This window comes from Kitasatospora sp. NBC_01539 (assembly GCF_045040525.1).
In the GTDB taxonomy this organism is placed as follows: domain Bacteria; phylum Actinomycetota; class Actinomycetes; order Streptomycetales; family Streptomycetaceae; genus Kitasatospora.
The window spans coordinates 9,333,142-9,346,945 of record NZ_CP109390.1 but is presented as its reverse complement, the minus strand read 5'-3'; the positions used below and the strand labels follow the sequence as shown (position 1 = coordinate 9,346,945).

Genomic DNA, 13,804 nt, shown 5'->3' with positions numbered 1-13,804 from the left:
CGCCCGGCACTCGGTGGCCGAACACCGTCCGGGCCGTCCGTCCGCCGTCCCCACCAGGAGGAAACGATGCGCACCGCGCCGTACGGGACGTGGACGTCCCCGATCACCGCCGCCGAGGTCGCCGAGGGCGAATCCGCCCCCGACTGGCTCGACTTCGTGGGCGACGAACTCTGGTGGACGGAGGCCCGCCCCGCCGAGGCGGGCCGCAGTGCGCTCGTCGGCCGCACCCCGGACGGCGAGGTCCGCGAACTGCTCGGCCCGGCGTGGAACGTCCGCTCGCGCGTCATCGAGTACGGCGGCAGGCCGTGGCTGGCGCTCGGCGCCGACGCCACGGCCGGATTCGTCTTCGTGCACTGGGACGACCAGCGCGTCCACCGGGCGTCACCCGGCACACCTCCGGTCGCCATCAGCCCGCAGCCCGCTCGTCCGGCCGGCGCCCGCTACTGCGACTTCACCCGGGTCGGTGACGAGATCTGGTGCCTGCGCGAGGAGTTCACCGGGAACACCGGCACCGAGGTCCGGCGCGAGCTGGTCGCCCTCCCGCTCGACGGCAGTGCCGCGCACGCGCGCGGCGCCGTCCGGGTGCTCGCCGCCACCCACCACTTCATGACCGGGCCCAGGATCTCGCCGGACGGCCGGCACGCCGCCTGGATCGGCTGGGACCACCCGGCGATGCCCTGGGACGCCACCGAGCTGATGTGCGCGCCGGTCACCGCCGACGGCGGCCTCGGCACGCCCCGCAGGATCGCCGGGGGCGACGGCGTCTCGGTCGGCCAGGTCGAGTGGGACCCGGACCGTCCCGGCGTGCTCCACGTCGTGGCCGACCCCGACGGCTGGTGGAACCTCCACGAGGTGCGGCTGGACGGCACCTCGCGCGCCCTCTGCCCCCGCCCCGAGGAGTTCGGCGAGCCGCTGTGGCGGATCGGCACCCGCTGGTTCCTCCCTCTCGGCGGCGGGCGGCTGGCCGTCACCCACGGCACCGCGGACCGCAGGCTCGCCGTGCTCGGGGCGGACGGCTCGCTCAACGACGTCCCGTCCCCGTACACCGAGTGGGTCGGCATCGCCGTGCACGGCCGACGGGTGGCCGCCACCGCCGCCGGCCCGCGCGACCCGTGGGCCGTCGTCCTCGTGACGGTGGACGACCCGGATCCGTCCGATGCCGTGCCGTCCGCCGTGCCGTCCGCCGTGGCGCCGTCCGGTCGGGTGCAGGGCGTATCGGCGGCGGGTGCTTCGGCGCGGGATGCTCGGCGCCGGGACCGGCCGCGGACGGAGCGGACGGAGTGGACGGAGGTGGTCCGGGCCGAGCCGCTGCGCCACGCCGACCACCACCCGCACGGCCGCCACGAGGTCCTGCCCGGCCCGGACGGCGAGGAGGTCCACGCCTTCGTCCACCCGCCGCACCATCCCGGTGCCGCGGCGCCGGAGGGCGAGCTCCCGCCGTTCCTCGTGCAGGTGCACGGTGGTCCCACCACCCGCAGCCGGCTCGTCGCCCGTCCCGAGATCGCCTTCTTCACCAGCCGCGGCATCGGCGTCGTCGACGTGCAGTACGGCGGCTCGACCGGCTTCGGCCGGTCGTACCGCGAACGGCTGCGCGGGCACTGGGGCGTCACCGACGTCCGGGACTGCGCGGCGGTGGCCCGGGCCCTGATCGCCAGGGGCATCGCCGACCCGGCGCGCATCGGCATCCGCGGCGGCAGTGCCGGCGGCTGGACGGCCGCGGCCTCGCTGGCGGCGGAGCCCGGCCTCTACCGCGCGGCGGGCATCTACTACCCGCTGCTCGACCCCGAGCAGTGGCGGGTCAGCGGCACCCACGACTTCGAATCCCGGTACCTGGAGAGCCTGATCGGCCCGTGGCCGCAGGCGCGTTCCCGCTACGAGGAGGTCTCCCCGCTCCGGCGCGCGCACCACGTGCGCACCCCGTTCGTCATCCTGCAGGGCACCGACGACGCGGTCTGCCCGCCCGAACAGTCCGAACGCTTCCTGGACCGCCTGCGGGGCAGCGGCGTGCCGCAGGCCTACCTGACCTTCGAGGGCGAGCAGCACGGCTTCCGCACCGCCCGAACCGTCGAGCAGTGCCTCACGGCCGAACTCTCCCTCTACGCGCATGCGTTCGGCTTCACCACGGCGGACGCGCCGCCGTGGGCCCCCGGCACCCCGGCGCCGCTGCGGCGCGGGCTCCACGGTGCCGGGTGACCGTCCGGGCCGGGCACGGTTCGTCGACGCCCTGTCGGCGCCTTCGGGCCCGCGGGGTCGCTGACGGCTCACCCGGCGATGAGGGTGTCCGCGACGGAGGTGCGGGCGTAGAGCACGACCCGGCCGGCCCGGTGGGCGCTGACCAGGCGGGCGTCGCGCAGCGCGGTGAGGGCCTGGGAGACGCCGGCCGGCGAGAGCCCCGTGCGCTGGGCCAGCTCCGTGGTGGAGGCCGGCGAGTCGAGTTCGGTCAGCAGCCGCGTCCGGGTGCGGCCGAGCACGGCGGCGAGCGGAGTCGTCCCGGCGGCCGGACGGGCCGCCCACAGGTCGCCGATGCCCCGCGCCGGGTAGGCCAGCTGAGGAGGTTCGGGCGGCGTCACCCGGGTGAGCGGGCAAGGCCCGGTGAAGACGGACGGCAGGAGGACCATCCCCGCCCCGGCGGTCGGCCGGGACAGCGCCCGGGTGCGCCGGGCCAGCCGCAGGGCGTGGTCGTCCCAGCTCACCGTCGGGTGCAGCTCGTTGAACAACCGGCCGGCCCCCTGTTCGGCGACCTGCCGCGCCCGGTGGAACACGTCGGCGTCGAGGACGGCCCGGATCCTCGCCCAGTACGGGGCCAGTGCGAGATCCCAGTACGCGGCGATCTCCTCGGTGACCCGCTCCAGACGGGCCCGCGGCCGCGCGTACAGCGCGCTGGCCCGCGGTCCGAGGTGCCCCTGCTCCTCCGCCAGACGGTCGAGGTCCCGGCGCACCCGGTCGGCCGGCGTGGCGGCGATCTGCGCCAGTTCCCGGCCCAGCGTCGGCGCCGGCCCGTCGGGCGCGGGATTCAGGAAGTCCGGGACGTACCCCGCCCCCGGCACCAGATCGCCCAGCCAGCCGCGGTCCAGCCCGGCCGCCGCCCACCGCGGCCGCACCTGCGCCACCCACGTGTGGTGCACCGGATGCGCGATGCCCGACACCAGCAGCCGGAAGCTCGGCCCCACCTCCCACATCGGCGAGACGGCGAAGCGCAGTCGCGCGAGATCACGCGCGGAGAACGCCAGCTCAGCCGCCACCCGCACCCCCGACATTCGCGCATGCCCGAATCATTGGCGCGCCAGCCTACCCGGCCGCGACGATCCCCGGCATGACACCACGGACCATCACCGCAGCGGCGTCGGGCACCTGGCGGCTCGGCGACCTGACGATCAACCGGATCGGCTTCGGCGCCATGCGCCTGCCCCAGACGGGCGAGGCCCTCGTACCCGGCGCCCGCCCCCGCGACCGCGAGCAGGCCGTCGCCGTGCTGCGCCGCGCCCTCGACCTGGGCGTCGACCACATCGACACCGCGGCCTTCTACTTCTCGCCGCTGCGCTCCGCCAACGAACTCATCAACCGGGCCCTGGCCCCGTACCCCGACCACCTCGTCATCACCACCAAGGTCGGCCCCGGCCGCGACCCGTCCGGTCACTGGACGCCTCACGCCACCCCCGACCGCCTGCGTGGCCAGGTCGAGGAGAACCTGCGCCAGCTCGGCCGCGACCACCTCGACGTCGTGAACCTCCGCGTCCTCGGCACCGACTCCGTCGCCGAACGCTTCGGCGTCCTCGCCGAGCTGCGCGAGGCCGGGCTCGTCCGCCACCTGGGCCTCTCCAACGTGACCCCCGCCCAGCTCGCCGAGGCCCGCGCCATCGCTCCCGTGGTCTGCGTGCAGAACCGGTACGGCATCGGGGTGCGCCCGCAGGACGACGGCTTCGTGCGGCTCTGCGGCGAGCAGGGCATCGCGTTCGTCCCCTTCTACGCGATCGCGGGCACCGCGGGTCAGGCCGGCGCAGTCGACGCCGAGGCGGACGCCGTCCGTGCCGTCGCCCGGGCGCACGGCGCGAGCACCGCCCAGATACGCCTCGCGTGGACGCTCCACCGCGGCCCGCACGTCCTGGCGATCCCGGGCACCGGGGACCTCGACCACCTCGCGGCCAACGTCGCCGCCGGGGCGATCCGCCTCTCGGACACCGACCTCGCGGCCCTCGACGACCTCCACCACGGCGGCGGGGGAAGGGCGCTCTGACCTCGGCCGCCGCAGCAGGAGACCGCTGCGCGGGCCCGGCGCGAACCCGCAGGTCGATGTCCCGCCGTTCCGCTGTCGGGCCTGCTACAGTTCAGGGGAGTTGCAGTAGTGGTTCCCATGGACTTGGTGTGCGCCTGCTGATATATCGCAGGCGCATTTTGTTTTTTCCGGATCTTTTCTCCGGGTGGGTCATCATCGCGGCACTCGGGGCCCGCACCGTGCGGGTCTCGGACAGCCCCTTTGAAGGAGAATTTTTATGGCTAATGGCACTGTGAAGTGGTTCAACGCGGAAAAGGGCTTCGGCTTCATCGAGCAGGAGGGTGGCGGCCCGGACGTCTTCGCCCACTACTCGAACATCAACGCCAACGGCTTCCGCGAGCTGCTCGAGGGCCAGAAGGTCGAGTTCGACGTCACGCAGGGCCAGAAGGGCCCGCAGGCGGAGAACATTCGCCCGCTGTAATTTCGCCACGGCACCCGCCTGGTAGCAGGGGCCCGCACCGGATGTCACATCCGGTGCGGGCCTTTGCGTTTGTCGCCGCACGGCCGACCGGTCGGCGGCCCCCGCCGGGTGTGAGCGGATCCGGGGTCGGGGCGGGTTTCGGGGTCGGGGCAGGGTTTCGGGGTTGTCAGGGCAGGGTGAGGATGCGGGGGCCGTCCTCGGTGACGGCGATGGTGTGTTCGATGTGGGCGGCGCGGCTGCCGTCGGTCGTGCGCAGGGTCCATCCGTCGGGGTCGGTGTAGTAGGCGTTGCGTCCGCCGGCCATGAGCATGGGTTCGAGGGCGAGGGTGAGACCGTGGCGCAGGGGGAAGCCGCGACCGGGCCGTCCGTGGTTGGGGACGTGGGGGTCCTCGTGCATCCGGCGGCCGATGCCGTGGCCGCCGAAGTCGGTCGGCATGCCGCAGGCGGCCTTGCGGGCGACCGTGCTGATGGCGTGGGAGATGTCGCCGATGCGACGGCCGGTGGTGGCGGCGGCGATGCCGGCGTCCAGGGCCCGCCGGGTGGCGGCGATGAGTTCGAGGTCGGCGGGGCGAGGGGTGCCGACGGTGAAGCTGATCGCGGCGTCGCCGGTCCAGCCGTCGAGTTCGGCTCCGCAGTCGATGCTGACCAGGTCGCCGTCGCGCAGGCGGTGGTCGTCGGGGATGCCGTGTGCGACGGCGTCGTTGACGGAGGCGCAGATCACGGCGGGGAAGGGGACGGGGGCGAAGGAGGGCTGGTAGCCCAGGAACGGTGAGCGCGCTCCGGCCGCGGTGAGAACGGCGCGGGCGGCTTCGTCCAGCTCGCGCAGACGGACTCCCACGGCTGCCGCCTCACGGGCGGCCGCAAGTGCGTGGGCCACGACGCGTCCGGCTTCACGCATCGCTTCCAGTGCCGTGTCGGTCTTGATCTCCACCATGTGTCGTGGCTCCCTGCGGTGCGATGCTGCCCAATACTTATACCGGTATTAGTATCACGGGCATGGTGAGAGTTCCCTTGACCCCGGAAGAGCGGCACCGTGGAGAGCGCTTCGGGGCCCTGCTCCGCCGGGCCCGCGGTGACCGCAGCATGGTGGACGTGGCAGCGGCGGCCGGGGTGTCCGCGGAGACGCTCCGCAAGATCGAGACCGGTCGGGCCCCGACCCCGGCCTTCTTCACCGTGGCAGCCCTGGCCCACGCCCTGCACCTGTCACTCGACGACCTGGCCGCCGCCTGCGCGGACGAGTCGGACGACTCCGAAGGCGGCGAGCACGCCATGTCGGCGTGACCCGACACGCGCCGGCCGCCGGCGAGGGCAGGCGTTCCCGTCGTAGCGCGGCAGGGTCGCACCCGCACGGCATCTCGTCCCGATCGCCACGAAGCACGAAGAAGGGCAACGCCGATGGATCAGGTCGTAGCCGACGTCGGACACGCGGAGCCGGACGATGTCGACCGACGGCAGTCCGCCCTCCTCGACGCCGTCCGCCGGGGCCGGGCCGTCGGCGACCCGGACGGCGACCTGTGGCGGGTCGACTGGGCGACCGATATCGACCTGGACCTCCGGCTGATCTGGCAGGTGCGGGTCGGGCGGGTCGTGGCCAGCGCCTGGGGCGAGGTCGACGGCCGGCCCCAACTGGCCACCGCCGTCAGGGCCGACGAACGGCCACCGGCCGACCCGAAGCTCCGAAGGCACCGGCTGGAAGTCCGGGACGTCCGGTCGGGCCGGGTCCGCACCGTGGAGTGCGAGGTACCCGTTCGCGTCCTGGCCTTCGCGCCCGACGCCACCGAACCGCTGCTCATCTCCAGCCACGATGACCACACGGTGCGGATCTGGGCCCTCGCCGACCTCGCGCTCCGCCGGACGATCGACGTCGGCGAAAGCCCGCACGCCCTGGCGGTCCTCGGCAGCGGACCTGACACCCGGCTGCTGGTCAGCACCGCCTGGAGCGGCCTCGGGCTCTGGGACCTCGCGACCGGCGCGCGGCTCCGCCTTCCGCACCTGCCGCCCGTCATCGGGCTCAGTCCCGGCGCCCTCGCGGACGGGAGCGCGGTCGTGCTGCTCTCGGACGAAGGGGTCCTGCTGTGGAACCCGGACGACGACCAGGTGCGACAGCTCCCCGTCCCCGCCGGGCTACGCCCGATCAAGGGCGCCACCCTGTGGCGGTCGGACGGTCGGGAGCTGCTGACCGTCCGCGACGAGCAGGATGCCCACGCCACCATTGACCTGACGACGGGTCAGCACGAACTGCTCACGGCACACCTGTACCCCGTTCCGGACCGGCTGATGCAGTCCAGGCCGGGGCTGGGACCGCAGAGCAATCCGACCGTGACGGGGCCCGCCCTCGCCGTGTCCACCAGGTGGAACGTCCATCTCTGGGACGCCCGTACCATGCGGCCGCTCGGACCACCCCTCGCCGGATCCGTCGCACGGGCCGCCGTCGAGGCCGTCCGCTGGGAGGGGCGCGACCTCCTGCTGACCTCCTCCGAGCAGGACGGTGTGGTCGCACTCTGGGACCCGGCCGCCTCCGTGGACCGCAAGCCCGGCCACGGCCAGCGACTGGCGGACGTCACGGTCACCGAGCCGGACGGAGTGGTGGTCAGTGTCGACGAAGGCGGAACCCTGGTGGTCCGCCGCGCCGCCGACGGCACCCTGCTGGCCGCGCCCCTCGCCACCGAGGTCGTGGTGACCAGGGCCCTGGCCGCCTGGAGCGACGGCGGCCGTCCGTACGCCGCCACCGGCTCCGGATCCCCGCACGACCCCGATCCGCTCCTGTACCGCTGGGACCTGGCCGCGGGCGGCCCCTCCGGCGCACCGGCCCGCACCGACAGCAGCATCGTCCGCTGGGCCGTCCACCGGCGCCTGCGCACCGGCGACGCACTGGTCGTCTACGGGGACGGGGACATCACGCTCCGGAACCCCGCCGACGGGGCCGTTCTCGCCACGATCCCCGTGGACGCCGAAACGGGCACCACCGGATTCGCCGTCGGCGCGGTCGACGGGCGCGCGACCGTCGCTCTGACGTCCTACGAGGAACCGGCCCGGCTGTTCGACCTGGACGACCCGTCGTCCGCGCCGGAGATCGTGCCGGGAACCGAGGACCACCCCGTGCTGGCACTCCTCGACGGCCGACTCGTCACCGTCCGCTCCGAGGATGCGGCCGAGGGCGCCACCGCACTCCGCGCCTGGGACCGCACCGGTCGGCCGGCGGGCCCGGAGATCGACGGCCCGGCCGCCGTCACCGCCGTCGCGGGCCTCGGCTGGCCCGAGCTGTACGTGGCCCGCGCCGACCGCACCCTCACTCTGATCGACCTGCGCACCGGTGAACCGTCCACCCGGCCGCTGCTGCTGCCCGGTGCCGCCGTCTGCCTCGCGGCCACCGCGGACGGGGGAGTGGCGGTGGGGTTCGGCCAGGACATCGCACTCGTTCGTCCGCCGATCCGGGAAGGCGATTGAGAAAAAGGGCCGGGGTGCCCCCGAAAGGGCACCCCGGATTTTACTAGGTCTCCGGTCCGGTCCAATCGACCCAGACCGTGGGCTTGAAGAGTATGCCGTGCTCGGCGGACGCCTCCTCGGCAATCGATTTCATGCTGCAGAAACCTGGCAGAACGTCCCTGGTGTCCGGCATTCGGGGTCAGGCGCCGCCGGCGACGAGCGGCTTCATCGGGTTCAGTCGAGAAAGAGCGCCGCGAGCCGGGGGAGGTGGCGCCGCATCTCGTCGTCGTCCTCACTGTCCCAGTCGGCCCCGGTCGGCTCTTCGGGCCGCACCGTGGCGCGCAGAGCGGCGTCCACGGCCGTGTCGAACGAACCGGTCTCGCCCTGGGATTCCCGGTACGCCTGCTTGATCAGGTAGCTCAGCGACTCGAAGCCGATCCAGCCGTCCTCGTCGCGGCTCATCCGGACGACCACGGGCAGCTCGGCCAGGGAGTCGGGACGGGCGACGGCGCGGGTGAACGTCTCCCGTCCGAGCAGGATCAGCCCGTCGCGGAAGTCCATGAAGCCGTCGTCTCCGCAGCCACCCTCCACGAGGTAGGCGGCCTTCCACAGCGGACGCCGGTACGCGGAGTCGGTCACCTCGATCGCCTTCAGGTAGAAGTCGATGATTTCCGCCGGCTCCAGTGACGCGAGTATGCCCGTGAGGGCGCCGGGCAACGGGTCGTCGGGCAGGTTCCTGTCATCGGCACGGTCACCGACCACGCTGCGCGCTTGCTCGACGAGGCCCCACCAGTCGTTGATCTGCATGGCCGGGGAGCCTAGAGCAGGGCTGCGACAGCAGCCGTTGCACGAGGCCGGCCGCGACAGGGCGCGACAGGGCGGGCGGGGCGGGGCGGCCCCGGGCCGTGCCAGGGTCGGCCGGGGTGAAGGCCGTCCGCGCGGGATGCCGGTGAAGGGGGTTTGCCGGGCCGGTGGGCGGTGAGGCGGGGAGTCGGGCGGGGCACAGGCCCGGGCGGCCGTCACGCCTCTTCGGTCGCCCGGGCCGGCCCCGTCGCCGCTCAGACCCGGCCGCCGAGACGTCCCTCTCCGGCGGCCGGGGAGCGGGGGCTGCGGCGCTGCCGGAGCCCCCCGGTGCGGCCCGCCGTGCGGTCACCGTCCGGCGGTCGCCTCCGGCCGGACGAGCGGGAGGTCGGGGGTGTATCCGAGGATCCAGCCGAGGGCCTGGGCGACGCCGCGGGCGTAGCGGCGCTGCTGAGGGCTCTGCCGGGGGTCGTGCCGTACGGCGAGGGCGGTGCGTTCCTGCGCCATGAGCCGTAGGAGGGCGTCGGCGGGGGACGGCTCCATGGGGATGGGGGGCGACTTCCAGGGGTCGAGTGCCCACCCGAGGGCGGCCCGGGCGCCCTGCGGGCGCGGCTTGTCCCGGCGGGTGGGCAGGTGCTGCAGGGCGTCGTGGATCTCGTCGCCTGACCGGATCCCGACAGTGCGCTGCGGGAGTGTGCCGATGCTCATGCCTCCACCGTAGAGAGCCTGACGCGCCGCGTCATGCGTTCCGCGTCACAGGCCCCTCGCGGGTGCGGTGCGCGCGGCGGTGGTGCGGGGTTGGCGGGATCTCGCGGTCCCCGGGCGTTCCCGCCGCTGGTCGAAGGGGCTCCGGGACGGAAGGATCGAGTCGTCGACGAACGGCCCTGCCGTGGTCGCCGTCCCCGCGGACGGCCGCCCCGGACAGGCACGAGCGCCTTACGGCGGAAGAGGGACGGACATGATCACGATTCATCTGAAGTACGAGATCGACCCCGACAAGCTGGCGGACTTCGAGGAGTACGGCCGGCGCTGGGTGCGGCTCGTCCCGCGCTTCGGCGGCACGCACCTCGGTTACTTCCTGCCGAGCGAGGGCGACAGCGACATCGCGTACGCCCTCTTCACGTTCGGCAGCCTGGCCGAGTACGAGCGCTACCGCATCGCGGCCGCGGCCGACCCCGACTGTCAGGAGGCGTTCGAGCTGGCCCGCAGGACCAGGTGCATCAAGCGGTACGAGCGCCGGTTCCTGACACCGCTGGAGACCGACGCGTAGGCGTGCCCCCGGCCGTTCCCGGCCGCCCCCGCGCCTGCCCCCGCGCCTGCCCCCGCTCCCGTAACGGCGACCCGGTGGCGGACGCGTCGGCGCTCGGGCGGGTGGCAGGTGTGCGCCGCGGGGATCAGAGCGTCAGGACGATCTTGCCCCGGGTGCGGCGGGTCTCGACCAGGGCGTGCGCCGTGGCCGCGTCCTCCAGCGGGAGGACGTGCTCGACGTGCGGCCGCAGGAGGCCCGCCTCGACCAGCTCGGTCAGCGCCTCCAGCCCGACGTGGTCCGGCTCGACCACGACTCCGGCGTACCGCCTGCCGGCCGCCGCGGTACGGGCGGCGAGCTCCGGGTCGAAGTGCTCCGTGATCGTGGCCAGCACGCCGCCGTCGCGCAGGACGGGGAGCGAGCGGAGGCCGTTGCCGTTGCCGACCGTGTCGAACACGACGTCCAGCCCGCGCAGCCCGGTGGTGAAGTCGGCCGCGGTGTAGTCGATCGGGTGGTCGGCGCCGAGCTCGCGGAGGAAGTCGAGCTTGGCGGCGCTCGCCGTCGCGAAGACCTCGGCTCCGCGGGCCCTGGCGATCTGCACGGCGAGGTGTCCGACCCCGCCCGCCCCGCCGTGCACCAGCACCCGCTGTCCGGCCTGCAGCCCGGCCGCGTCGACCAGCGCCTGCCAGGCGGTCAGCCCGGCCATCGGCAGTGCGGCGGCCTGCGCGTGGTCCAGCCCCTTCGGCTTGCGGGCGAGCTGCCGGGCCGGCGCCGTGACGTACTCGGCGTAGCCCCCGGCCGGCCGCGGGAAGTGCGGCATGCCGTAGACCTCGTCGCCGACGGCGAAGCGGTTGACGCCCGGCGCGACCTGCTCGACCACGCCGGAGACGTCCCAGCCGAGCACGAACGGAGGCTCGCCCAGGAGCGGGAACGCCCCCGAACGGGTGTAGGCGTCGACGGGGTTGACCCCCGCGGCGCGGACCCGCACCAGGACCTCGGTGACCCGCGGTTCCGGCCGTTCCGCCTCGGTGATCCGGAGGACGCCGGGCTCTCCGTAGGACTGCTGGTCGATGGTGCGCACGGCGGGGTTCCTTCCGTCGGTGGCGCGGATCGTGGCGTCCGGGCCTGGCACCAAACCTAGGCGGCTGATGCGAGACGCTGAATAGCCGAAACTCTCTCTTTCCTGTCCGATCGTCTCGTCCGGCGGTCGTATCGGCGTAGGCTGTCCGCATGGACATCCTCACCGAGGCCGTCGCCTCCATGCGGTCCGAGAGCCCCCGGACGGCCCGCACCGAGTGCCGGGCGCCCTGGGGACTGCGCTTCCACGAGGCCACCGGCGCGGCCTTCCACGTCGTGCTGACCGGCTCCTGCTGGCTCGTCCGACCCGACGGCTCCGCCCTCGCCCTGGCCGCCGGTGACGTGATCTTCCTGCGCAGCGGCGCCGAGCACGCCCTGACCGACGACCCGCACTCCCCGGCCACCGACTTCCGCCCCGACCGGACCCAATGCCGCTTAGATAAGGACCAGTATCGCTAGGCTTGCTGTGTGGATGAGTTGCGGGGTGCGGATGGGCGCTTGACGGATCGTCTGGCGGTCGGGGTGCTGACGGACCTGCTGCATCAGGATCTTGTCGATGATGTGGTTGAGCAGGCTGGGCGTCGGGAGCGTCGGGTGCGCCTGCTGCCTGCCCGGGTGGTGTGTACTTCGTGCTGGCCATGTGCTTGTTCTTCGGCGACGGCTATGAGGAGGTGATGCGCAAGCTGGTGGGCGGTCTGCGGTTCCTCGGGGACTGGAGCGGGAACTGGAGGGTGCCGACCACCGGGGCGATCACACAGGCCAGGGCCCGGCTGGGCGAGGAGCCTTTGCGGTTGCTGTTCGAGCGTGTCGGGGCGCCACTGGCCGGTCCCGGTACCGAAGGTGCCTGGCTGCGGTCATGGCGGATGATGGCGGTCGACGGGGTGCAGCTCGAGCTCCCGGACACCCCGGGCAACACCGAGGCGTTCGGCAAGAACAGTCACCGTGAGCACCGTCCCGGCCCCTTCCCGCAGGCCCGGGTGGTCGGCCTCGGGGAGTGCGGGACCCGTGCGGTCATCGCGGCGCGCATCGGCCCGTTGGCTGTGGGCGAGAGGGAGCTGACCGAGCAGCTGCTGCAACGGTTCGAGCCGGGCATGCTGGTCATGGCCGATCGCGGGTTCTACAGCCTGGCGTTGTGGGTCAAAGCAGCCGAGACGGGCGCTGACCTGCTGTGGAGGGTGTCGGAGACCGTCGATCTGCCCGTGCTGGAAGTGTTCCCCGACGGTTCCTACCGTTCCGTGCTCGCCGACGTCATCGCGCGTCAGCGGTACCGACGACATGTGCGCTCCGGACGCGCGGACGCGCGGCTGGAAGGACTGGCCGTTCGTGTTGTGGATTACCGGGTGGACGGGCGTGCGGGCAACGGGGACCTGTACCGGCTGATCACCACCGTCCTGGATCCCGGCGAGGCTCCCGCACTGGAGCTGGCGGCGGCGTACCACCAGCGGTGGGAGTTCGAGGTCGCGCTTGCCGAGATCGAGACGTACCAGCGCGGACCTGCTCGCCCCCTGCGGTCCAAGTCGCCCGAGATGGTCCGCCAGGAGATCTGGGCCCTGCTGACCACGCACTACGCGATCCGGAACCTCATGCATCAAGCCGCGGGCGGTGCCGGCCTCGACCCGGACCGGATGTCCTTCATCCGCAGTCTCCGCGTCGTCCGCCGCCTGGTCACCGACCAGGCGGCGTTTTCCCCTGACGGCTTGGCCGCCGCCCTTACCGGGGCTCTCGCCGAGATAGCCGAACGGCCCAATCCCGCCCGGCGACAACGTACTTGCCCCCGCGCCGTCAAACGCCACCGCCTCAGCCCGCACCGCATCAAACGCCCCGACGACACCAACACCCGGCACTCCGGACCGCCCACCTTACAACTCAGAAACCCAGCTATCTAAGCGGCATTGCGACCGGACCGACCGCACCTCACCGATCGGCAGGTTCGCCGTCGACGGCCCCGGCGCCCGCACGGTGCTGCTCTGCGGCTCCTACCACCTCGACCGGGAACGCCCCCACCCCCTGGTCGCCGGCCTTCCCGAGCTGATCCACCTGCCCGCCCGGCGCGACCGCCACCACGCCCTGCGCGCCGCGATCGACATGCTCGGCGCCGAACTCGACGACCCCAGGCCCGGATCCGACGGCATCGTGGGCGAGCTGATCGACCTGCTGCTCCTCTACATCCTCCGCGCCTGGTTCGACGACCAGCCGGCCGATGCCACCGCCGGATGGGCCGCCGCACTGACCGACCCGGCCATCGCCCCGGCCCTGCGCGCCATCCACCGCGACCCCGGCCGCGCCTGGACGGTCGAGGCGCTCGCCGACAGCGCAGGCCTCTCGCGCGCCGCCTTCGCCCGCCGGTTCACCGGCCTGGTCGGCGAACCCCCGCTCACGTATCTCACCCGCTGGCGGATGACCACGGCCGCCCGGCTGCTGCGCCACTCCGACACCCCGATCGCCGTCGTCGGAGAACGGGTCGGCTACGGCTCCGAGTTCGCGTTCGCCAAGGCCTTCAAGCGCGCCCACAGCGTGCCGCCCGGCCAGTACCGGCGACGGGCCGGTGCGGCCTCCTGAC

13 protein-coding genes and 1 pseudogene are annotated in these 13,804 nt (G+C 73.5%); 9 read left to right on the top strand and 5 right to left on the bottom strand.

Going from position 1 to position 13,804, the window contains the following annotated elements:
• Positions 1–66 precede the first annotated feature (66 nt).
• Entirely contained in the window at positions 67–2,193 is a 2,127-nt protein-coding gene (locus tag OG335_RS40490; RefSeq protein WP_405008903.1) for an alpha/beta hydrolase family protein, read from the top strand.
• 68 nt (positions 2,194–2,261) lie between these two features.
• Here OG335_RS40490 and OG335_RS40485 read toward each other — a convergent pair whose 3' ends face one another.
• Positions 2,262–3,257, bottom strand: a complete 996-nt coding sequence (locus tag OG335_RS40485) for an ArsR family transcriptional regulator (protein WP_405008904.1) — start codon at positions 3,255–3,257, stop codon at positions 2,262–2,264.
• Positions 3,258–3,313: 56 nt separating this feature from the next.
• Between OG335_RS40485 and OG335_RS40480 the strand changes: the two genes are divergently transcribed.
• Complete coding sequence (locus OG335_RS40480; RefSeq protein ID WP_405008905.1) at positions 3,314–4,234, top strand: oxidoreductase; 921 nt, start codon at positions 3,314–3,316, stop codon at positions 4,232–4,234.
• Positions 4,235–4,490: 256 nt separating this feature from the next.
• A complete protein-coding gene (locus tag OG335_RS40475; RefSeq protein WP_030918248.1) occupies positions 4,491–4,694 on the top strand; it encodes a cold-shock protein in 204 nt (67 codons plus the stop codon).
• A 166-nt stretch (positions 4,695–4,860) separates the two neighbouring features.
• On the opposite strand, the gene map is transcribed toward OG335_RS40475, so the two are convergent.
• Positions 4,861–5,628 carry a type I methionyl aminopeptidase gene (gene map, locus OG335_RS40470; RefSeq protein WP_405008906.1) on the bottom strand — a complete coding sequence of 256 codons (768 nt, stop codon included), beginning with the start codon at positions 5,626–5,628 and terminating at the stop codon, positions 4,861–4,863.
• 62 nt (positions 5,629–5,690) lie between these two features.
• Here map and OG335_RS40465 point away from each other — a divergent pair, with 62 nt between their 5' ends.
• Together OG335_RS40465 and OG335_RS40460 are read left to right on the top strand one after the other, a co-directional pair.
• Positions 5,691–5,975, top strand: a complete 285-nt coding sequence (locus tag OG335_RS40465) for a helix-turn-helix domain-containing protein (protein ID WP_405015273.1) — start codon at positions 5,691–5,693, stop codon at positions 5,973–5,975.
• A 114-nt stretch (positions 5,976–6,089) separates the two neighbouring features.
• On the top strand, positions 6,090–8,141 hold the full coding sequence (locus OG335_RS40460) for a WD40 repeat domain-containing protein (RefSeq protein ID WP_405008907.1): 2,052 nt from the start codon (positions 6,090–6,092) through the stop codon (positions 8,139–8,141).
• Positions 8,142–8,354: 213 nt separating this feature from the next.
• Here OG335_RS40460 and OG335_RS40455 read toward each other — a convergent pair whose 3' ends face one another.
• Together OG335_RS40455 and OG335_RS40450 are read right to left on the bottom strand one after the other, a co-directional pair.
• Positions 8,355–8,927 carry a DUF4240 domain-containing protein gene (locus tag OG335_RS40455; RefSeq protein WP_405008908.1) on the bottom strand — a complete coding sequence of 191 codons (573 nt, stop codon included), beginning with the start codon at positions 8,925–8,927 and terminating at the stop codon, positions 8,355–8,357.
• A 342-nt stretch (positions 8,928–9,269) separates the two neighbouring features.
• Entirely contained in the window at positions 9,270–9,629 is a 360-nt protein-coding gene (locus OG335_RS40450; RefSeq protein ID WP_405008909.1) for a hypothetical protein, read from the bottom strand.
• 250 nt (positions 9,630–9,879) lie between these two features.
• Between OG335_RS40450 and OG335_RS40445 the strand changes: the two genes are divergently transcribed.
• Positions 9,880–10,191, top strand: coding sequence for an NIPSNAP family protein (locus OG335_RS40445; RefSeq protein WP_405008910.1), 312 nt, complete (start codon positions 9,880–9,882; stop codon positions 10,189–10,191).
• Between the two features lie 124 nt (positions 10,192–10,315).
• On the opposite strand, the gene OG335_RS40440 is transcribed toward OG335_RS40445, so the two are convergent.
• Positions 10,316–11,248 (bottom strand): NADP-dependent oxidoreductase, encoded by a 933-nt coding sequence (locus OG335_RS40440; protein WP_405008911.1) that lies wholly within the window; start codon positions 11,246–11,248, stop codon positions 10,316–10,318.
• Positions 11,249–11,397: 149 nt separating this feature from the next.
• Between OG335_RS40440 and OG335_RS40435 the strand changes: the two genes are divergently transcribed.
• The 3 genes and pseudogenes from OG335_RS40435 to OG335_RS40425 all read left to right on the top strand — a co-directional run bounded on the left by OG335_RS40435 (position 11,398) and on the right by OG335_RS40425 (position 13,803).
• Entirely contained in the window at positions 11,398–11,703 is a 306-nt protein-coding gene (locus OG335_RS40435; RefSeq protein WP_405008912.1) for a cupin domain-containing protein, read from the top strand.
• 9 nt (positions 11,704–11,712) lie between these two features.
• Positions 11,713–12,935: pseudogene (locus OG335_RS40430) on the top strand (IS4 family transposase); the annotation flags it as partial.
• Between the two features lie 55 nt (positions 12,936–12,990).
• Positions 12,991–13,803, top strand: coding sequence for an AraC family transcriptional regulator (locus OG335_RS40425; RefSeq protein WP_405015274.1), 813 nt, complete (start codon positions 12,991–12,993; stop codon positions 13,801–13,803).
• The last annotated feature ends 1 nt before the right edge of the window (position 13,804 follow it).

Excerpts from the sequence above, each read along its gene's own strand:
- OG335_RS40490 (WP_405008903.1), top strand. The coding sequence starts at position 67 with ATGCGCACCGCGCCGTACGGGACGTGGACGTCCCCGATCACCGCCGCC.
- OG335_RS40485 (WP_405008904.1), bottom strand. The coding sequence starts at position 3,257 with ATGTCGGGGGTGCGGGTGGCGGCTGAGCTGGCGTTCTCCGCGCGTGAT.
- OG335_RS40480 (WP_405008905.1), top strand. The coding sequence starts at position 3,314 with ATGACACCACGGACCATCACCGCAGCGGCGTCGGGCACCTGGCGGCTC.
- OG335_RS40475 (WP_030918248.1), top strand. The coding sequence starts at position 4,491 with ATGGCTAATGGCACTGTGAAGTGGTTCAACGCGGAAAAGGGCTTCGGC.
- map (WP_405008906.1), bottom strand. The coding sequence starts at position 5,628 with ATGGTGGAGATCAAGACCGACACGGCACTGGAAGCGATGCGTGAAGCC.
- OG335_RS40465 (WP_405015273.1), top strand. The coding sequence starts at position 5,691 with ATGGTGAGAGTTCCCTTGACCCCGGAAGAGCGGCACCGTGGAGAGCGC.
- OG335_RS40460 (WP_405008907.1), top strand. The coding sequence starts at position 6,090 with ATGGATCAGGTCGTAGCCGACGTCGGACACGCGGAGCCGGACGATGTC.
- OG335_RS40455 (WP_405008908.1), bottom strand. The coding sequence starts at position 8,927 with ATGCAGATCAACGACTGGTGGGGCCTCGTCGAGCAAGCGCGCAGCGTG.
- OG335_RS40450 (WP_405008909.1), bottom strand. The coding sequence starts at position 9,629 with ATGAGCATCGGCACACTCCCGCAGCGCACTGTCGGGATCCGGTCAGGC.
- OG335_RS40445 (WP_405008910.1), top strand. The coding sequence starts at position 9,880 with ATGATCACGATTCATCTGAAGTACGAGATCGACCCCGACAAGCTGGCG.
- OG335_RS40435 (WP_405008912.1), top strand. The coding sequence starts at position 11,398 with ATGGACATCCTCACCGAGGCCGTCGCCTCCATGCGGTCCGAGAGCCCC.